The sequence below is a fragment of the Glutamicibacter sp. BW80 genome, assembly GCF_002332385.1.
Taxonomy (GTDB): Bacteria; Actinomycetota; Actinomycetes; order Actinomycetales; family Micrococcaceae; genus Glutamicibacter.
In genome coordinates this window covers 1-17797 of record NZ_NRGV01000025.1, presented here as the reverse complement: position 1 = coordinate 17797, position 17797 = coordinate 1, and the positions used below count along the sequence as shown (strand labels likewise).

Here is a 17797-nt window from a genome sequence, read left to right as displayed (position 1 = left end):
CGGCCCGTTGCTTTCCTAAGATTCACTTAAGAGTTGGCGCACGCCTTGGTTATGTCGCGCATCACCCATACATTAGATCTGTCTCTCTAGTGGCAGTGATGAAGATCAACGTCGATTCTTGCTCACACCCACAGCTCCGAGGCATCCCGGTACTCGCACCGGATACGAGCAAAAACTTTAAGGACTTCATTCATGGCCGAACAGCATCAACCGGGCGCCGAGGGCGCGCCGGTGCACGCCGACCACGACGGCGGCAGAGCACCAAAATGGAAGATTGTCGGCCCCGGACTGGTTGTTGCGGCAACCGGTGTGGGCGCCGCAGATATGGTCGCGACCCTGGTGGCCGGCAGCCAGTACGGCTACGCCCTGCTGTGGGCGGTGATCCTGGGCGTCATCCTGAAGATCGTTCTGGTCGAAGGCGCCGGACGCTACACGCTGGCCACCGGCCGGACGATCTTCGAGGGCTGGAAGTCCTTGGGCCGCTGGACCACCTGGTACTTCGGTCCCTACATCATCCTCTGGGGCTTCGTTTACGGCGCCACCGCGATGAGCTCGGCGGCGATGCCGCTGGCGGCCCTCTTCCCCGCGGTGGACCTGAAAATATGGGCCGTGCTGATGGGCCTTGCCGGCTTTGCCATGGTCTGGTTCGGCCGCTACTCCTTCTTCGAGAAGGTCACCGCGGTCCTCGTGGGCATCATGTTCGTCACCGTCGTCGGCTTGGCGATTATCGCGGTGCCGAACGTTCCGGAAATGCTCAAGGGCCTGGTGCCGATGATCCCATCCGGCGGCGTGGTCTATACCCTCGCCCTGGCCGGCGGCGTCGGCGGCACCATCACCCTGGCCGCCTATGGCTACTGGTTGCGTGAAAAGGGCTGGAACACCCCGAAGTGGATGCGCGTGATGCGCATCGACAACTCGATGGCCTACGTGATGACCGGCATCTTCGTGCTCGCCATGCTCGTGGTCGGCGCCGAGGTCGTTCGCTCGGCCGGCGTATCGATCTCCGCTGGCGACCGCGGCCTGCTGGACCTGGGCGAAGTGCTGAACGAGCGCTACGGCACCTTCGTCGGCACCGGATTCCTGGTGGGCTTCTGGGCCGCCTCGTTCTCCTCGATCATTGGCGTGTGGAACGGCGTTTCGCTGATGTTCGCCGACTTCTGGGGCCACATGCGCAAGAAGCCCGCCGGTCACAAGGACACGCTGACCGGCGGCAAGTACTTCAAGTTCTACGTCCTCTGGCTGACCTTCCCGCCAATGGTGCTGTTCCTCTTGGACAAGCCCATCGCGCTGATTCTCGCCTACGGCGTACTCGGCTCGCTGTTCATGCCGTTCCTGGCGATCACCCTGCTGGGCCTGCTCAACGGCAAGCGCATCCCCAAGGGATGGGCGAACCGCTGGCACACAAACATCGCACTGGGAATTACCGCGCTGCTGTTCATCTCGCTGGGCCTCCAGCAGCTCTGGAAGAACATCGCTCCGCTCTTTGGCGGTTAGCCAATCTCCATCTAGGCCACCGGCCCGAGTTCCGCACTCGGGCCGGTGGCCTTTTTCATGCGCCAACCCGGCAACTGCGGTTAGGCTTCAAGTACGAAGCTAGGAGGATCCATATGGGCCAGAGTCCACACCCAGCGGTGGCACGAATTGAACGCATTGGCATCCTGGGTGCCGGCCGCGCGGGCACCGCGTTGGCTCGTGCGGCCGCGTCGGCCGGCATCGCGGTCAATATCGCCTCCTCGCGGCCCGTGAGCCAGATGAAATACCATCTGGCCCAGTACGCTCCGCAGGCCCAGGCGGTGCCGGCCCAAGACATCGGTGCGGGTGTCGACCTCGTCGTCCTCATGGTCCCCCAGGAGGACCTGGATGAGGTGGCGCGGGACAGCCTGGCGGATCTGGTGCTGCTGGATGCGACAAACCGGTGGCAGGACGAGCCGTTGCCAGACTGGCTCGAACTCAGCCTGCGGGCCGGGCTATCCAGTTCCGAGGCCATTGCCGCGCATTTCCCGGAGTCCCGGATCGTCAAGGCGCTGAACCACATCAGCCACTGGGATTTGGACTCGGACGGATCGGCCAAAGCCGGCCAGCGGCGTGCGCTCGCGCTCGCCACCGATGATCCCGAAGGTGCTGGGCTCGCCGCGGCTTTGATCAGCGCACTGGGGTACGAACCGGTTCGCTTGGCGGATCTTGCCGCCGGCCGCTGGATGGAACCGGAGGGCGAGATCTTCAATCAGGTACTCGGCGCCGAGCAGCTACGGGCGATTGTGCAGGCCTAAGCTGCATCCGGCAGAACAAACTGCACTTTCGCTAAGGGGTGGCGCAAATCCTTCGCCGAACCCCAGAAATCGGCCGTTTTGCTGTGACGCTCAACACTGATTCGGTGAAAATTAATGCGAAACCACTGATCAAACACGAGTTTCCCGCATGATTCCGCGGAATTTGGAGCCCTGGCGGCCAATCCTGCCCGATTGGCAAACGTCGCCGGACGGTGGTAAAGTTTTACTTCGTTGCCAGCGATAACAACGCAGACAACGCATAACCTGCGCGGGTGGCGGAATAGGTAGACGCGCTAGCTTGAGGTGCTAGTCCTCGCAAGGGGGTAGGGGTTCAAGTCCCCTTTCGCGCACAGGTGAAATCCCCGGTTGACTTCGGTCAACCGGGGATTTTTTATAACTACTACCGTCGGCAATCTGAGGGTTAAGTCCCAACTAGGCGATCACCGAGGATTCATCTCAGCTCCGGCTCAGTTATTCAGGCGAAAACCCGCTCGTCTTAGTTGGATTAGCATCCCGGCGCCGGTAGAATAGTAGACACCAACACTTGCAGGAGCGCACATGTCTACACTTGAAATGCGATCTGGTTGGGTGGAAGAAGCCACTCACAGCGTTTACCTTGAAGGTTTGACCGTCAGCTCGGAATATGCTGAAGAATCAAAAAATTACGTTGCGGGTGATATCACTGCAGATGAGCTAGTGAGAATTACCCGGGAACGATATGGCCTCAAGTAGTAGTATCGAGGATCCATATTTGACCAGCCCCGATGGAGTTCTGAGGAACTTAGTCGGGGCCGACTCGTATCAAGCGCTCGCTGAGGCTGAAGCCGACCTATTCCACGCACGTGTCGTTCAACTTCGCGACCATGAACTAGTGGAACAAACTCGTGATGCCTGGGAAATAAGAGGCCTCCACAGGCATCTATTTCAAGATGTTTACGATTGGGCCGGCGAGTACCGGACCATCAATATGCGGCGGGGTTCAGGGCAATTTTTTGCGCCCAGTTCTCACATTCCCTTTCTTATCGACAATGTCATGTCCGAGCTGGCGAATCGCAACCATCTCAAAGACTTGGAGAAAGAAGAATTCATTGATTCACTTGCGAAATTCTACGACGAGCTCAACCACATTCACCCGTTCCGTGAAGGAAATGGCAGAATGCAACGAACTTACTGGTCGAGAATAGCGTTTTCCGCCGGTTGGTATTTGGTTTGGCAGCCTATACAAGGTAACGAATTGAACGAGACAAGTAGAATCGCAAGGGAAGATCTGAATCTAGAGCCTTTGCGTCGGGCTCTGGATAAATGTGTCACGGCCGTACCCCCGGTTTTAAGAACCTGAATTGTTCCACGTACCGTTGCACGGTGATTCATTTACCGCACCTGCTACTTTCATTGGCCCTGAGTCCCCGACTTCGGTCTGCCCGTCGATGCGTGGGATCAGGTGAGCTAGCGGTTGCCAGCTGTCCAAGTAGGTCTTGCTTGACTTCGCTGACTCCTCGGGAGGGCGACCACTGATCTACTCCGAGCACCGCAACGTCCGTGACCGTCGTGTAAGTTGTTTTAGCCATGGTGCAAGTATGGGAAACCCTGCTAGGCGTCTAGGAAGTCCAGGTAGCCCTCGAATAACTTTTTGCGGACTTCCGGCACGTTCGATTCACCGATAAGGTTCAGTTCGTCTGCGTGGTCATGGGCTCGGTGCGGGAAATAGCCGGCAGCGTCGCGTTCACGTTTCGAAATTAGCTGCATAAATGCCACGGACGTCCACTTCAACAATCGCGGCTGGTCCCAAACATTCCGGTTCAGCACAAAAAGCCTTGTTACATTTGGTTCACGAGAGTTTTCATTTTCCACTGAAACCACTGCGGCAGGATGGCTCCAATCGCGCTGCAATAGTTCAGTTGCAAACCCTAAGAATTCACCGCGCTTATTTAGTGAATTCGCCCCTTGATTCAGCTGCCCGCTAGGGCCATACCTTGGTCATGGAGATTGAAGTTCGGTACGTACACGCCGACGACGTCTATGCGGTCAGCGTTCCCGAGGTTGAAGGCGCTTTGACTCAGGCAAAAACCTGGGAGGAAGTGCCGCATATGGCACGTTCGGTGGTGGCCGACCTGACCGGCGTCGACATTGCGAGCGTGACCGTGGCAAGTGTTATCGAAATGGATGACGGCGACTAGCCTCCACGTTGGCCCCGAAGTATGCACCACCCTTGGCATGGCCAGCCCAGTTGCTATGGCATGCCCGGCGCTGCCTAAACCATCAGCGCTTCGATATCGCGATCGAATTCGTACGGGGCATTCGCTTCAACTGACCGGACATACCGACCCTTGAATGCTCACCGAACCCAAGGTCCACTCTCCAGAACTCGCTAAGTGGGCATGCAGTTGAGTGAAAAGTTGCCGGAATCGACTCATCGCCCTGCTTTATCGAGTCGACGGGTAGCAGCCCTATACGCGTGGGTGTTCTGCTTGCGCCACTTCCCCGTCCCCGATCTGCTGCACGGCGAGCCTGCCTGAGCCAACGCAAGGCGGCTATTGGTAATATCGACTCGACCCTCAATTGTCCTACGGTCATATTCTCGATCCGGCTGGAGCCTCTTTTCATGCGCATCGCCATGCTCTCCCTGCACACCTCCCCCATGCAGCAGCCCGGGTCCGGAGACGCCGGAGGCATGAACGTCTACATCCAGAATCTCTCCTATGCCCTCGGTGCGTTGGGGCACGAGGTGCATATGCTCACCCGCACCGCCGAGCCAAGCAGCAGCGCCGAAGTAACCCCGGGCGTGTGGATGCATCAGGTGCAGGTCGCCGCCGGCCAGGCGCTGAGCAAGGACGAACTGCCGGGTATCATCGATCCGGCCGCCGCACGGATCGCCGAGCATTTGAGCGAGCTGAAGATCGACATCGTGCACGCGCACTATTGGCTTTCGGGCCTGGTCGGGCGGCAGCTTGCCGCGGCGTGGCGGGTGCCGCTGGTGCTCACCATGCACACCTCGGCGGCGGCCAAGGAGTTCGAGTCCGGACTACCCGAGCCGGAGCTGCGCAAGGAGTCCGAGCGGACCTTGCTGGCCCAGGCCGACCGGGTGATCGCCAATACCCCCGTCGAGGCCGCCCAGCTCGAGCGCTTCTACCGGCTCGAACGCGAGCGGCTCGACGTGGTGCTCCCGGGGGTCGACCACCGCATTTTCCACCCGGAGCAGGACAAGCTTGCCCGCCCCCTGGGCGAGGATGACCTGCATCTGGTTTATGCCGGGCGCATGCAGCGGCTGAAGGGCGCGCATCTGCTCATCGAGGCGCTGGGCATTGCCCAGCGCAGCGCACCCGAGCTGCGCATTACCGCCTCGCTCTTCGGCGCGCTGTCCGGCGGCGGGGACTACGACCTGCCAGCCCTGGGCCGCCGCGAAGGCGTCGCCGAGCGCTTGAGCTTCTTCGGTCCGCTGCAGCCGGCCGAACTGGCAGCGGTTTTCGCCAACGCCGATGTGGTGGCCGTGCCCTCGCTTTCGGAGACCTTCGGGCTGGTCGCCGCCGAGGCGCAGGCCTGCGGCACTCCGGTGCTGGCCAATCGGGTCGGCGGATTGGGCTACGCGGTGGACGATGGGGTTTCGGGCTGGCTGATTCCCGAACCCTCGGCACAACTGTGGGCGCAGCAGCTGATCGAGCTGGCCCGCAATCCGGCGCGGGTGACCCGGGCCGGGCATGCGGCCCTGGAGCATTCGGGCGAATTCACCTGGGAGCGGGCCGCGGTGTCCACGCTGGCCAGTTACCGCATGTCCTGCCAATGCCGTTCCTAAGCGGTTCAGCGCCGCGGCTCGCCGGTGGACGCGGTGATCACCATGTCCTCGAGCTTGGGCAGCGCCGCGGCTAAACGGAGCTCGGCCTCGGCGGTGATCCCTTGGATCTGCGAGAGTGGCGCGTCGGCGACGAGGATCGTTGAGCTGCCCTGCAGCCGGTGCCCCACCCAGCGCAATTGCAGCCGCGATACTTCCAGCACCCCGGGAGCGCCCGCCAGCGCGGTCTGCGCGCGGGAAACCAGTTCGGGCTCGATCCCGTCCATCAGCCGCCGGCCGATGCTTTTGACCGTCCCGGCGAGCAGCACGATGATCGCCGCGGATATCAGCAGGCCGATGATCGGATCGGCCAGCGGGAAGCCGAGCATCACGCCCACCGCGCCGAAGACCACGGCCAGGGAGGTGAAGCCGTCGGTGCGCGCATGCACCCCGTCGGCCACCAGCGCGGCCGAGCCGATCTTCTGCCCGACCCGGATCCGGTAGACCGCCACTAGCTCGTTGCCGGCAAAGCCGATCACCCCGGCGGCGAGCACCCACCACAGGTTCTGCAGCGGCTGCGGGTTGACAAGCCGCTCGATTGAATGCCAGGCGGCGAGCACCGCGGAGAGCGCGATGACCAGCACGATGAACAGCCCGGCCAGGTCCTCGGCCCGTCCGTAGCCGTAGGTATAGCGTTTGCCCGCCGCCTTGCGGCCCAGGATGAACGCGATCCACAGCGGCACGGCGGTCAGCGCATCGGAGAAGTTGTGGATGGTGTCTGCCAGCAGCGCCACGGACCCGCTGAAGACCACCACGATCACCTGCAGCACCGTGGTGGCCAGCAGGATCACCATGCTCAGCTTCAGCGCGCGGATGCCCTCCCGGTTGGCCTCCATGGCGTCGTCGATGGAATCGGCGGCATCGTGGCTATGCGGCATGAACAGCTCGATCAGCCACCCCTTGAATCCGGTGCGGTGCGTGTGCACGTGGTCAGCGGTGGTGTTCACGGTGTGCCTCGCTCGCCGCGGTGGTGCGCGGGCACGCCGCCCAGGGCATGTTCGGCCTGGTAGATCGCGTCGGCCACCAGCTTCCTGGCATGCTCGTTCTCCAGCCGGTACAGCACCTTGGTGCCGTCCTGGCGGGTGGAAACCATCCGGGCCAGCCGCATCTTGGCCAGATGCTGGGAGACCGCGGCCGGGGATTTGCCCACGATGCCGGCCAGCGCGCCCACGGCCATTTCGCCTTCGCGCAGGGCCAGGATGATCCGTACCCGGGTGGCGTCGGCGAGCATGGAGAAGACCTCTACCGCGAGTTCCACATACTGGCTGTCCACCTGCAGCGCACAAACTCTCTTATCTGCATTCATACGCACATTATGGCATTGCAGGCCTTCCCCCGCTAGAGCCCGCCGCCACCGGGCGCTAAACCTCGCGGGCCAGCCGAAGCTCGAAGTGCGGTTTGCCCTTGCGCGGATTCCAGCCCTGCACCGCGAACCCCGTTGCGCTGGGCACAAAGGCCAAATCCACCGCGGCCGGCAGCACCACCGGCGTCCGGAATTCGATCTCCCACTCGTAGTTCCCGCTGGCGGGCTCGATCGCGGCCAGTGCGCGGGCGGCCAGATAGACGCCGTGCGCGATCGCCCCGGGCATGCCCAAGGCCCTGGCGCTCAGCGCGCTGAGGTGAATCGGGTTGTAGTCCCCCGCCACCGCGGCCCAGCGCCGTCCGGTGCCGCCGTCCAGTTTCCAGGCGGCGGTGCGTTGCGGCGGCACAAAGCGCTCATGGGCCTTAGCCGGCGTGTCTCCGCCCAGCGTCACGCCCTTGGCCAGAAAGGTGCTGCGCAGCGTGAGCCGGGTTTCCCCGGCGACCACGATCTTCACCACCAGATCGCAGCAGGCCCCCTTGGCGTGCGCCACCAGGTTTTCGGCATTCACCTCGACGTCGAAGACCTCCTCCTGGCCCAGCGGCTCGGTGACCGAGACCTGGTTGCCCAGGTGGATCATGCCCAGCAGCGGCAGCGGGAAGTCGCCGCGCAGCATCAGCGACATCGCCAGCGGGAAGGCCAGCGAGTGCACGTACAGGCTCGGAAGCTTGCCGTTGGCCGGCGCGCTCACCGCTTGGCGGTAGGCGGCCAGTTTCGCTTGATCCGCTCGGGCACCTTGGAAGATCAGCGTCACCTCGGGCAGCACCGGATTTTTCGGCTTGCGCGTGAGGGTTTTCACCGCCCGGGCATAGACCGCGGCCATAGTCGGGATTTCGGTGACTAGCTCGGCGCCCATCTAGGCACCCACCAGCGACTGGCCGCAGACGCGCAAGGTCGAACCGTTCAGCCCGGCCGCCGCGTCGGAGCCGAGGAAGGCGATGGCCTCGGCCACGTCCACCGGCAATCCGCCCTGCATCAGCGAGGGCAGCACCAAGCGCGCCACCGTGCGGGTGCCCAGCGGGATCTTCGCGGTCATCTCGGTTTCGATGAACCCGGGGGCCACCGCGGCGATCGAGCCGCCGTGCTCGGCGAACAGCCCCGCGCTGGCGCGCACCATGCCGATCACCCCGGCCTTGCTCGCCGCATAGTTCGTCTGCCCGCGGTTGCCGGCGATCCCGGAGGTGGAAGCCAGCGAGACCACGCGCAGACCCGGCAGCTTCGCGGCGAGGAAGACCTCGTTCATGCGCAGCTGGGCGGAGATGTTCACCGCGATCACCGAGTCCCAGCGCCCGGCGTCCATATTCGCCAGCAGCTTGTCCCGGGTGATGCCGGCATTGTGCACCACCAGATCCAGCTCGCCGTGGCGGGACAGGGCGTGATCCAGGATCCGCGCCCCGGCGTCCGTGGCGGTGACATCCAGCTGCAAGGTGGTGCCGCCGACCTCATTGGCCACCTTGGCCAGCGCATCCCCGGCGGCCGGCATATCCACCAGCACCACCTGCGCCCCATCGCGGGCCAGCGTGCGGGCGATGTCCGCGCCGATGCCGCGGGCGGCGCCGGTGACCACCGCCACCTTGCCGCGCAGCGGGGCACGGAAATCTGCCGGAAGCTCCCCGTACTCGGTGCGCACGCGAAGGAATTGGCCGTCCACATAGGCGCTGCGCCCGGAGAAGAAGAAGCGCAGGGCGCCCAGCGCACTCGGGCTGTCCAGCTGGGTTTCGTTTTCCAGCACGATGCCGTTGGCCGTGGCCCCGGCGCGCATTTCGCGTCCAAGCGAACGGATGAGACCATCGATGCCCTGGCGCACCGCGGCCACCGCGGGAGCATTCTCGGCCAGCGCGGGACGGGAGAAGGAGACCAGGCGCGCCCCGGGGACCAGCTGGCGCAGCGCGGCGCCGGTACTCAGCATCAGCTCCGAGAGCTGTTCGGGGTCGGTGAGCTCATCGAGCAGCAGCACGATCCCGCCGAGTTTGCTCTGCCCCGCGTCGTGCCGGCGTACGTCCAGCCCCCAGGAGACCAGGGTGTCGCACAGCTGTTGGGCGCGTGCGGAGGCGCCGAGCACCAGCACCGGGCCGGGCAGCAGCGCGGTGTCCGGGGTGTAGCGGCGCAGCCGCGGCGGACGGGGCAGCCCGAGCAGCTTGGCCAGCTTCTTGGTCATTCCGCTATTAACTAGTTCCAGGTACTTATCTGCCATTTAGCTTCGTGCCTCCAAGATTGCCACTACGCCCTGTCCCCCGGCGGCGCACACCGAAATCAGTGCGCGCCCCGAACCCTTTTCATGCAGCATTTTCGCGGTGCTGGCGATCAGCCGCCCGCCGGTGGCGGCGAACGGGTGCCCGGCGGCCAGCGAGGAGCCGTTGACGTTCAGCTTAGCCCGGTCAATGGAGCCCAGCGGCGCATCCAGCCCGAGCTTTTCGCGGCAGAACTCCTCCGACTCCCAGGCCTTCAGCGTGGCGAGCACGGTGCCGGCGAAGGCCTCGTGGATCTCGACGAAGTCGAAGTCACCCAGGGTGAGGCTATTGCGCGCCAGCAGCCGGGCGGTGGCGTAGGCCGGGGCCATCAGCAGCCCCTCGGCGCCGTGCACGAAGTCCACCGCGGCGGCCTCGAAGTCCACGAAGTTCGCCAGCATCGGCAGGTCGTTGGCCGCCGCGAACTCTTCACTGCCCAGCAGGACCGCGGAGGCCCCGTCGGTCAGCGGGGTGGAGTTCGCCGCGGTCATCGTCGCCTCCTCGCCCAGGTTCTTGCCGAAGGCCGGCTTGAGCTTGGCCAGCTTTTCCATGCTCGAGTCGGGCCGCAGGTTATTGTCCCTGGCCAGGCCGTTGAAGGCGGTGAGCAGGTCGTCGAAGAAGCCGCGCTCGTAGGCGGCGGCCAGATTCTGGTGGCTGGCCAGCGCCAGCTCGTCCTGTTCCGCCCGGGTGACGCCCCAGGCGTGGGTGGTGATCGCCTGGTGCTCGCCCATGGACAGCCCGGTGCGCGGCTCGCCGGTGCCCGGCGCCGAAGGGGCCAGATGCGCCGGGCGCAGCTTGGACAGGGCGGTCAGCTTGGCCTTGGTGCTGCGCGCGCGGGAGAGTTCCAGCAGCACTGCGCGCAGCCCCTCCGAGACGACGATCGGCGCGTCACTGGTAGTGTCCACCCCGCCGCCGATGGCCGAGTCGAGCTGGCCGAGCTTGATCTTGTTGGCCAGCGAGCCGATGGCCTCCATGCCGGTGGCGCAGGCCATCTGCACGTCGTAGGCCGGGGTGGCGGCGTCCAGCGAGCTGCCGAGCACCGACTCGCGGACCAGGTTGAAGTCCTTGGAGTGCTTGAGCACCGCGCCGCCGGCCACGGCGCCCAGGCGCGCACCCTGCAGGCCGAAGCGGGCCACCAGCCCTTCCAGTGCGGCGGTGAACATGTCCTGGTTCGAGACGTTGACGTAGGCGGTGTTCGAACGGGCGAAGGGAATGCGGTTGCCACCGATGATGACTGCATTGCGCACTGGCTGGTCGGCCATGAAGGAACTCCTGGAGGTTGTGAGAAGTATTACTGTAACCAAGAGTACATGATACTCTGGGTTACGTGAACAAGATCACCCCAGATATCGACTCGGCTACCGACGGGCGTTCGGCCCGCTGGCAGGCGCACCGCAGCCAGCGCCACGAGGAGCTGCTCAAGCTCGCCCGCAAGGCGGTGCACAAGCTCGGCCCGCAGGTCTCCATGGAGGAGATCGCGGCGCACGCCAAAACCTCCAAGCCGGTGTACTACCGCTACTTCGGTGACAAGGAGGGCCTGCGCCAGGCGCTGGGCGCCGTGGTCATCTCCGACTTCCGCGACTCCATCATCGCCGCCGGGCTCGCCGAGGGCGACGAGGCCGGGGCGCTGCGCGCAATGGTCACCGCCTACTTGGAATTGGCCAAGGGCAGCCCGAACCTGTACTTCTTCGTCACCGCGCAGACCCCGGATGTGCTCACCGCCCCGGACCGCGCGGCCACCGGCTCCACCGGGGTGCTGAATGCCTTCTTCGACGAAGTCACCTCGCTGATGAACGAACGGCTCAGCGCGCACTTCGCCGCGCACACGCTCACCCCCTCCAACGCCACCGCGCTCTGGCCGCGCGCGGCGCTGGGCATGATCCGCTCCGCCGGGGAGCTCTGGCTGCGCCAGCCCGACGCCCCGGGCAAGCCGAGCCTGAATGAACTAGCCGAGGCGCTGAGCAGCTGGCTCACCCACGGCATCTCCACCAACTCCCGCTCCTAGCATCCGAAAGGCCCCACTTATGACCAGCATCAATGTCCAAGCCCTCGCCGAACAGCTGCTCGGCCCCTACGCCGAGATCCGTAAGGCCTCCCGGGCCCGCGCCGCGGACCCGAAGCTGCAGCGCGACCCCGCCTGGTCCATGGACGAGCACCGCGAGCAGGTGCTCGGCCAGCTGAAGATCCTCGTCGAGCAGAAGGCCGTGCAGCGTGCCTTCCCGAAGGAATTCGGCGGGCAGGATGACCACGGCGGATCCATCGCCGCCTTCGAGGAACTCGTCGCCGCGGACCCCTCGCTGCAGATCAAGGCCGGGGTGCAGTGGGGGTTGTTCGCCGGAGCCATCATGCATCTGGGCACCGCCGAGCACCACGCCAAATGGCTGCCCGGTGCGATGAACCTCCAGGTACCCGGCGCCTTCGCGATGACCGAGATCGGCCACGGCTCGGACGTCGCCGCGGTGGCCACCACCGCCACCTATGATCCGGCCAGCGAAGAGTTCATCATCCACACCCCCTTCGCAGCGGCCTGGAAGGAATTTCTGGGCAACGCCGCACTGCACGGCACCGCCGCCACCGTATTCGCCCAGCTGATCACCAACGGCGTCAACCACGGGGTGCACTGCTTCTACGTGCCGATCCGCGACGCCAACGGCGAGTTCCTGGCAGGCATCGGCGGCGAGGACGACGGGCTCAAGGGCGGGCTGAACGGCATCGACAACGGCCGGCTGCACTTCACCCAGGTGCGCATCCCGCGCAGCAACCTGCTCAACCGCTACGGTGACGTCGCCGCCGACGGCAGCTACAGCTCCCCGATCTCCTCCCCGGGCCGGCGCTTCTTCACGATGCTCGGCACCCTGGTCCAGGGCCGTGTCTCGCTGGACGGCGCGGCCACCGGCGCGTCGAAGATGGCCCTGCAGATCGCGGTGACCTACGGCAACCAGCGCCGCCAGTTCAACAGCGTCTCGGACACCGAGGAGACCACGCTGCTGGACTACCAGCGCCACCAGCGCCGGCTGCTGCCCCGGCTGGCGCGCACCTATGCGGCCAGCTTCGCCCACGACGAGCTGCTGGACAAGTTCGATGCGGTCTTCTCCGGCCGCGAGGACACCGACGAGGACCGCCAGGACCTGGAAACCCTGGCCGCGGCGCTCAAGTCGCTGAGCACCTGGGATGCGCTGGACACCATCCAGGAGGCCCGCGAGGCCTGCGGCGGCGCCGGCTTCATCGCCAAGAACCGCTTCACCCAGCTGCGCGCGGACCTGGACGTCTACGTGACCTTCGAGGGCGATAACAACGTGCTGCTGCAGCTGGTGGGCAAGCGTCTGCTCACCGACTACGCCGCGGAATTCCGCAAGCTCGATACCGGGGCGATGGCCCGCTACGTGGCCAAGCAGGTGGGCACCACCGCGCTGCACCGCTCGGGGCTGCGCAGCGTCGGCCAGGCCTTCGTGGACATCTCCGACGAGCGCAAGAGCGCGAACTTCTTCAAGGATCCGGAGAACCAGCGCGAACTGCTCACCGACCGGATCAATGCGAAGGTGGCCGAGGTGGCCACCGCGTTGCGCGCCGCCGGCAAGGACAAGCTCAAGGCCGCCAACGCCTTCAACGAGAACCAGGAATTGCTCATCGCCGCCGCCCGCGCGCACGGCGAGCTGCTGCGCTGGGAGGCCTTCACCGCCGCGCTGGAGAAGATCTCCGACGAGCCGACCCGCGAGGTGCTCACCTGGCTGCGCGATGTCTTCGCGCTGAGCGTGATCGAAGACGATCTGGGCTGGTTCCTGGGGCACGGGCGGCTGTCCATGCAGCGCGCGCGCACCCTGCCGGGCTACATCAACCGGTTGCTCGCGCGCCTGCGCCCGCACGCCCAGGAGCTGGTCGACGCCTTCGGCTACACCCAGGAGCACCTGCGCGCGGAGATCTCCAGCGGCATCGAAGCCGAACGCCAGGATGAGGCGATGGCGTACTTCGCCAAGCTGCGCGCCAGCGACCAGGCCCCGGTCAGCGAGAAGTCGCTGAAGAAGGCCAAGGCCTAGTTGCTCGAGCAGGCCCGCCGGCGGAATGCTCCGCCGGCGGGCCTGCGGCGTTTAAATCGGCTGCGCGAGCGCGACCAGGATCCCCTCGGGCCCGCGCACGTAGGCCATCTGCCAGCTGCCCTGGTATTCGCCGATGCCGCCGACCAGCTCATAGCCCTCGGCCTGCAGCCCGGCGACCATGCCGCGCAGGTCCTCCACCTCAAAGGCGACGTTGCGGATGCCCAGTTCGTTGGCCATCGCCTCCGGCAACCCGGGCCCGTGGTCGGGCCGCTCGAAGCTGGACAGCTCGATCCCCGTGGCACCATCCTCGGCCAGCAGCATCACCACGTCGGTGCGCGATCCGGGGATCCCGCAGACGGTTTCCAGAAACTCGCCCTCCATCCCGTCCACGCGCCCGGCGACGTGCATCCCCAGGCTCACGAAGAATTCGGTCACCGCATCCAGATCGGCGACGGTGATTCCCACATGGTCGAACTTCTTGATCCGTGGCATGGCGCTGTCCCTTCGGGTTTCGTGTGGCGCAAGTCCACATGCTACGCCCGCCCGGCGCCGGGCACCACAGCTGCTCAGGTTTTCTGCTTACAAAGAGGTCATAGCCGCCCGATAATCGACGCGGTCGACTCAAGCGAGGCGAACCCGCCGCCCGATAAGTTGGTGGCGCTCACCTGCGTGAGCTGTTCGGCGCTAATCTCCAAGCCATCGTCCCCTGCGAGATCGAAGGTATGGCAGGCATCGATGGCCACCTGCGTGTTGAAGCCCAGGTTTCCGGCCATCCGCGCCGTGGTCTCCACGCACATATTGGTTTGTATGCCGCACAGGACGATGTGGCTGATGTTCTGCCCGCTGAGCCAGCTTGCCAGGTCCGGGGTTCCGCAGAACGAAGAATTCACGGTTTTAGTGATCTTGACGCTCGGAATGACATTTGCCAGGAAGGGCTTCAGCTTCGACGTCGCGTGCTGCGGGTGGAAAGTTGAATCGATGAGCTTGGAAATGTGGGTGACGATGACGATCGGCAAACCGCGCTCTTGCCAGCAAGCGAGCAGCCGCTGCATATTCTATTCGGCCTCGGGGTTGTTTCGCCTCCCCCAGTGCTCGGCGCAGTCGAAAGTTTGCTGCACGTCGATCATGATCAGTGCGGGATTTGCCGATGGCGCGAATTGGTCGATGTTGATTTCATTCATGGTTGCTACTTTTCCGCCGGAACGGCGCAGATCATGAGCGGCAGTTTTGACACTGTTCGATGATTTACCGCCAAATAATTGTGGAATGCTCACCGTAGCCCTTTTGCTAATGCCAGGATCCAGGCTTTTTGACGTTGCCATCGTCGCCGAGACCTGGGCAACCGAACGAATCTCGTCGCCGCCCTTGGATCTGGAGCTTCGTCGATGCTCCGCTGAATCGGGGCTCGTAGAGCTGACCGACGGGGCTAGGTGCGCTGCGGATGGCTCCCTCGCGTGGGCAGCCAATGCGGACGTTTTGCTGATCCCCGGGTTAGCCAATCCCGACAGCATTCCAGATACCAAATACCTGCGAGCCATCAGCGCAGCGCACCAACGCGGGGCGATCGTCGCTTCGCTCTGCTCGGGCGCCTTCGTCCTGGCGCAGACCGGACTGCTGGATGGACAGAGCGCAACCACGCACTGGGCCTTGACCGATGAATTCGCCCAACGATTTCCGCAAGTCGACGTGGACCCATCGGCGCTCTTCGTCGGCAGCAATCGCCTCTGGACCTCGGCCGGCGTGGCAGCGGGAATCGATTTAAGCATCCACTTGATCCGCCAGTTGTGCGGCGGAAAGATCGCCACAACGGTTTCTCGTTCCATGGTGATGGCCCCGCACCGCGCCGGAGGCCAGGCGCAATTTGTCCGCACCCCGGTAGCCCTCAAGGATGCCGATGGGCAGGCGCTTCACGCCGTGCGCAGCCTGCTGCAAGAAGATCCAAGCCAATCCCGTACGGTCGCTGACTATGCCAGGCACGCCTGCATGACCGAACGGACCTTTCTTCGACGCTTCGCGGCCGAAACGGGAACGACACCGCAGCAATGGGTGATGCGGTGGCGCGTCGAGGAGGCCAGCGCGTTGCTGGAGGAAAGCACCAACTCGATTGCCGAGATCGCGCGGGCGGTCGGCTATGCGACACCGGTTTCTTTCCGCCAGAGATTCCGGGCGATCAAGGGAGTGGCCCCGGCTGAATACCGCAAGGCTTTCCAGCAGCGGGGCTAGCGCGGAGCCCCCGATTGCCACCGGTCTGCCCGCGGAAAATCGCGGCTTTCTTGCACCAATTCCGCGCAACGCGCGCAGTGTGACGCTCGATCAGAGCCTTTGAAATAGGCCAGGGCCCGCCTAGTTGCTGCTCTTCGCCGCCTCCAGCGCCCGGTAGGCATTGATCAGCGCGGCGGTTTCGATTGCAGTTTTAAGGTCGGGCATGGAGATGACGTGCTGCTGGTGGTAGCCCATATCGATCAGCACCGCGGGACCATCGCCGGTGATGAACCCCCTGTCATAAATATCCGACCGGTAACCCCAGCCACCATAGTCCAACGCCTTGATGTCTTTAATATGGACGCCTTTGATGCCGCCATAGTCCAGCTTCATGACCTTCCAAAAGCCGGAGGCCACGAACCGGGTTCCCGCCGCGTCCACCACAAAGGTCCCGGCGAAAAAGATCCAGCAGATGGCTCCCGCAATCACCGAGGAAAAAACGAGATAGAACTGATCCATATACCAGCCGACAAGCACCGCCAGCAGCGCAATCGTCACCAGTAGATAGCGCAGCGGTGCCACCCGCAACGGGATTTCGTGGACTACGCGGTGCGCGGCGCGGTCCTCCTGGGTTCGCGATGCCGCGGAAGCCGGATCATTGGCTAGTTCATCCGCCCGAACGGCTTCCAGGCTTTGTTCGCGCACGATCTCCTTGGGACGGTAGGCCATAACGGTTGCAAATCCAGCCAGAACGGAAACGACAATAGCTCCGGCAATGACCGGACTGGACAGCGCAGCATGTTCTGTGGTCGGGCGATCAAGCTGCCCGGCCACGAGTGCGAGAAACAGGCCGGTAACCATGGTGCTCAAGGCGACGCCGAAGCCCAATCCGATGCGTGCAAGCATAAGTGAATGCGCACGGAGCAAGATCGCCGACCAGCATATGGCAACGCCAATAAACACCGTCAGCAGCATGGTCGAAATGGCCACGTTGGCAAGAGTGGCAAACTCGTCAACCTCACCCCTGCCGTTCCAGTGAACGGCAAGTTTTGCAGGCAATCGGCTTTGCACGCTGTACATCCACCCGCAGGCGCTCAACGCCAGGACTAGCAACCCGACGATGCTTCCGATAGCCCAATTCCTGCTGTACGTCTTCTTCTGTTCCGCCACGGCGCCCTTTCGCCTACCAGACCCTAAAGCCCATTCATTAGAATGAACACTACCAAGTGAAATTGGAGTCATCAAAGAACCTGCAGGATATTTTCCGAACAACGCGATGGCCTAAATACGCATACCGAAGGGGTCGCGGCAACGAATCCATCGCTTGCGACCCTGATGGCAACCTGCTCTAACTCGGCAATACTCTGAGCAGTAAAAGCGGGACGCCATTTTTTGCTTCGCATAAATACTTGATCGAGCCCCATGTGGACTTCCACGAAACCCTTTCCTGCGCCAAAGGCTTAGAGCGCCAGCACGCTCCCCCGTCTCGCAGAGCGGAAGGCTTCAATTACCCCCTACGCTCCAACGGAAAAGTTGCGCCCCTCTTCTTCTTGACCTGCCAGTCGCCGTCCAAAAAATTATTTAATTTCACGCTTATCCACAGTTGGTGAACACCGCCCCAAACCCTCCACACCACCCCTATACAGTGGAAATATGTTCGAAGAACACACCGAAGCCAACAAAGACTTCGAAACCCAGCCCCCACCCAGGCCACCCACCCCCGGCGTCCTGGACCAACCCATGCCCTTCATCGAGGACCTCAACATCCGCCTAGCCACCATCCTGGAACACGGCAACCAAGCCACCCTCACCCAAACCATCGACGACCTCGAACGGCTCAAAGCCAGCTGCAGCGCAGCCCAAGCCAAACTCGCCTA

General features: G+C 63.8%; 20 protein-coding genes and 1 tRNA gene. 11 read left to right on the top strand and 10 right to left on the bottom strand.

The window, feature by feature from the left end; genetic code table 11:
• Window positions 1–192: 192 nt before the first annotated feature.
• From CIK76_RS05885 to CIK76_RS05870, 5 genes are all read left to right on the top strand, one after another.
• A complete protein-coding gene (locus CIK76_RS05885; protein WP_096284401.1) occupies window positions 193–1494 on the top strand; it encodes an Nramp family divalent metal transporter in 1302 nt (433 codons plus the stop codon).
• A 113-nt stretch (window positions 1495–1607) separates the two neighbouring features.
• Window positions 1608–2270: an NAD(P)-binding domain-containing protein gene (locus CIK76_RS05880; protein WP_096284399.1), complete on the top strand. Its 663-nt coding sequence runs from the start codon at window positions 1608–1610 to the stop codon at window positions 2268–2270.
• Window positions 2271–2536: 266 nt separating this feature from the next.
• A tRNA-Leu gene (locus CIK76_RS05875) sits at window positions 2537–2620 on the top strand.
• Window positions 2621–2828: 208 nt separating this feature from the next.
• Window positions 2829–3002: an antitoxin VbhA family protein gene (locus CIK76_RS19325; protein ID WP_176484109.1), complete on the top strand. Its 174-nt coding sequence runs from the start codon at window positions 2829–2831 to the stop codon at window positions 3000–3002.
• A gap of 19 nt (window positions 3003–3021) precedes the next feature.
• A complete protein-coding gene (locus tag CIK76_RS05870; protein ID WP_176484108.1) occupies window positions 3022–3609 on the top strand; it encodes a Fic family protein in 588 nt (195 codons plus the stop codon).
• Window positions 3610–3860: 251 nt separating this feature from the next.
• Here the strand turns inward: CIK76_RS05870 and CIK76_RS19320 are convergent, their stop codons facing one another.
• Entirely contained in the window at window positions 3861–4025 is a 165-nt protein-coding gene (locus CIK76_RS19320) for a hypothetical protein (protein WP_176484107.1), read from the bottom strand.
• Window positions 4026–4249: 224 nt separating this feature from the next.
• Here CIK76_RS19320 and CIK76_RS05865 point away from each other — a divergent pair, with 224 nt between their 5' ends.
• Together CIK76_RS05865 and CIK76_RS05860 are read left to right on the top strand one after the other, a co-directional pair.
• A complete protein-coding gene (locus CIK76_RS05865) occupies window positions 4250–4447 on the top strand; it encodes a hypothetical protein (protein ID WP_096284395.1) in 198 nt (65 codons plus the stop codon).
• Between the two features lie 425 nt (window positions 4448–4872).
• A complete protein-coding gene (locus tag CIK76_RS05860; RefSeq protein WP_096284393.1) occupies window positions 4873–6060 on the top strand; it encodes a glycosyltransferase in 1188 nt (395 codons plus the stop codon).
• 5 nt (window positions 6061–6065) lie between these two features.
• Here the strand turns inward: CIK76_RS05860 and CIK76_RS05855 are convergent, their stop codons facing one another.
• From CIK76_RS05855 to CIK76_RS05835, 5 genes are read right to left on the bottom strand one after another with little or no spacing between them, the layout of a single operon-like run.
• The gene (locus tag CIK76_RS05855; protein ID WP_255248363.1) at window positions 6066–7043 is read right to left on the bottom strand and encodes a cation diffusion facilitator family transporter; all 978 of its coding nucleotides are present in this window, start codon (window positions 7041–7043) and stop codon (window positions 6066–6068) included.
• The gene (locus CIK76_RS05850; protein WP_096284391.1) at window positions 7040–7402 is read right to left on the bottom strand and encodes a metalloregulator ArsR/SmtB family transcription factor; all 363 of its coding nucleotides are present in this window, start codon (window positions 7400–7402) and stop codon (window positions 7040–7042) included. Before CIK76_RS05850 ends, CIK76_RS05855 begins: the two co-directional genes overlap by 4 nt.
• Before the next feature lie 55 nt (window positions 7403–7457).
• Window positions 7458–8312 carry a MaoC/PaaZ C-terminal domain-containing protein gene (locus CIK76_RS05845; RefSeq protein ID WP_096284389.1) on the bottom strand — a complete coding sequence of 285 codons (855 nt, stop codon included), beginning with the start codon at window positions 8310–8312 and terminating at the stop codon, window positions 7458–7460.
• On the bottom strand, window positions 8313–9650 hold the full coding sequence (locus CIK76_RS05840) for a 3-oxoacyl-ACP reductase (protein WP_096284387.1): 1338 nt from the start codon (window positions 9648–9650) through the stop codon (window positions 8313–8315).
• The gene (locus CIK76_RS05835; protein ID WP_096284385.1) at window positions 9651–10946 is read right to left on the bottom strand and encodes an acetyl-CoA C-acetyltransferase; all 1296 of its coding nucleotides are present in this window, start codon (window positions 10944–10946) and stop codon (window positions 9651–9653) included.
• A 65-nt stretch (window positions 10947–11011) separates the two neighbouring features.
• Between CIK76_RS05835 and CIK76_RS05830 the strand changes: the two genes are divergently transcribed.
• Together CIK76_RS05830 and CIK76_RS05825 are read left to right on the top strand one after the other, a co-directional pair.
• Window positions 11012–11689: a TetR/AcrR family transcriptional regulator gene (locus CIK76_RS05830; RefSeq protein ID WP_096284383.1), complete on the top strand. Its 678-nt coding sequence runs from the start codon at window positions 11012–11014 to the stop codon at window positions 11687–11689.
• A gap of 19 nt (window positions 11690–11708) precedes the next feature.
• Window positions 11709–13718 (top strand): acyl-CoA dehydrogenase, encoded by a 2010-nt coding sequence (locus tag CIK76_RS05825; protein WP_096284381.1) that lies wholly within the window; start codon window positions 11709–11711, stop codon window positions 13716–13718.
• A gap of 51 nt (window positions 13719–13769) precedes the next feature.
• Here the strand turns inward: CIK76_RS05825 and CIK76_RS05820 are convergent, their stop codons facing one another.
• The 3 genes from CIK76_RS05820 to CIK76_RS19580 all read right to left on the bottom strand — a co-directional run bounded on the left by CIK76_RS05820 (window position 13770) and on the right by CIK76_RS19580 (window position 14992).
• A complete protein-coding gene (locus tag CIK76_RS05820) occupies window positions 13770–14210 on the bottom strand; it encodes a VOC family protein (protein WP_096284379.1) in 441 nt (146 codons plus the stop codon).
• A 98-nt stretch (window positions 14211–14308) separates the two neighbouring features.
• Window positions 14309–14770 (bottom strand): isochorismatase family protein, encoded by a 462-nt coding sequence (locus tag CIK76_RS05815; protein ID WP_217990346.1) that lies wholly within the window; start codon window positions 14768–14770, stop codon window positions 14309–14311.
• 3 nt (window positions 14771–14773) lie between these two features.
• On the bottom strand, window positions 14774–14992 hold the full coding sequence (locus CIK76_RS19580) for a hypothetical protein (RefSeq protein ID WP_217990345.1): 219 nt from the start codon (window positions 14990–14992) through the stop codon (window positions 14774–14776).
• On the opposite strand from CIK76_RS19580, the gene CIK76_RS05810 reads away from it, so the two are divergent.
• Window positions 14985–15941: a helix-turn-helix domain-containing protein gene (locus CIK76_RS05810; RefSeq protein ID WP_096284377.1), complete on the top strand. Its 957-nt coding sequence runs from the start codon at window positions 14985–14987 to the stop codon at window positions 15939–15941. The genes CIK76_RS19580 and CIK76_RS05810 overlap by 8 nt on opposite strands.
• A 120-nt stretch (window positions 15942–16061) precedes the next feature.
• Here CIK76_RS05810 and CIK76_RS05805 read toward each other — a convergent pair whose 3' ends face one another.
• On the bottom strand, window positions 16062–17090 hold the full coding sequence (locus CIK76_RS05805; protein ID WP_096284375.1) for a hypothetical protein: 1029 nt from the start codon (window positions 17088–17090) through the stop codon (window positions 16062–16064).
• A 483-nt stretch (window positions 17091–17573) separates the two neighbouring features.
• Between CIK76_RS05805 and CIK76_RS05800 the strand changes: the two genes are divergently transcribed.
• Window positions 17574–17797: hypothetical protein (locus CIK76_RS05800; RefSeq protein WP_141393491.1), on the top strand; the 224-nt coding region annotated here is incomplete at its 3' end.

Bases quoted from the DNA above. Each gene is read 5' to 3' on its own strand.
- CIK76_RS05885 (WP_096284401.1), top strand. From the start codon at position 193: ATGGCCGAACAGCATCAACCGGGCGCCGAGGGCGCGCCGGTGCACGCC.
- CIK76_RS05880 (WP_096284399.1), top strand. From the start codon at position 1,608: ATGGGCCAGAGTCCACACCCAGCGGTGGCACGAATTGAACGCATTGGC.
- CIK76_RS19325 (WP_176484109.1), top strand. From the start codon at position 2,829: ATGTCTACACTTGAAATGCGATCTGGTTGGGTGGAAGAAGCCACTCAC.
- CIK76_RS05865 (WP_096284395.1), top strand. From the start codon at position 4,250: ATGGAGATTGAAGTTCGGTACGTACACGCCGACGACGTCTATGCGGTC.
- CIK76_RS05860 (WP_096284393.1), top strand. From the start codon at position 4,873: ATGCGCATCGCCATGCTCTCCCTGCACACCTCCCCCATGCAGCAGCCC.
- CIK76_RS05850 (WP_096284391.1), bottom strand. From the start codon at position 7,402: ATGAATGCAGATAAGAGAGTTTGTGCGCTGCAGGTGGACAGCCAGTAT.
- CIK76_RS05845 (WP_096284389.1), bottom strand. From the start codon at position 8,312: ATGGGCGCCGAGCTAGTCACCGAAATCCCGACTATGGCCGCGGTCTAT.
- CIK76_RS05840 (WP_096284387.1), bottom strand. From the start codon at position 9,650: ATGGCAGATAAGTACCTGGAACTAGTTAATAGCGGAATGACCAAGAAG.
- CIK76_RS05835 (WP_096284385.1), bottom strand. From the start codon at position 10,946: ATGGCCGACCAGCCAGTGCGCAATGCAGTCATCATCGGTGGCAACCGC.
- CIK76_RS05825 (WP_096284381.1), top strand. From the start codon at position 11,709: ATGACCAGCATCAATGTCCAAGCCCTCGCCGAACAGCTGCTCGGCCCC.
- CIK76_RS05820 (WP_096284379.1), bottom strand. From the start codon at position 14,210: ATGCCACGGATCAAGAAGTTCGACCATGTGGGAATCACCGTCGCCGAT.
- CIK76_RS05815 (WP_217990346.1), bottom strand. From the start codon at position 14,770: ATGCAGCGGCTGCTCGCTTGCTGGCAAGAGCGCGGTTTGCCGATCGTC.
- CIK76_RS05810 (WP_096284377.1), top strand. From the start codon at position 14,985: ATGCTCACCGTAGCCCTTTTGCTAATGCCAGGATCCAGGCTTTTTGAC.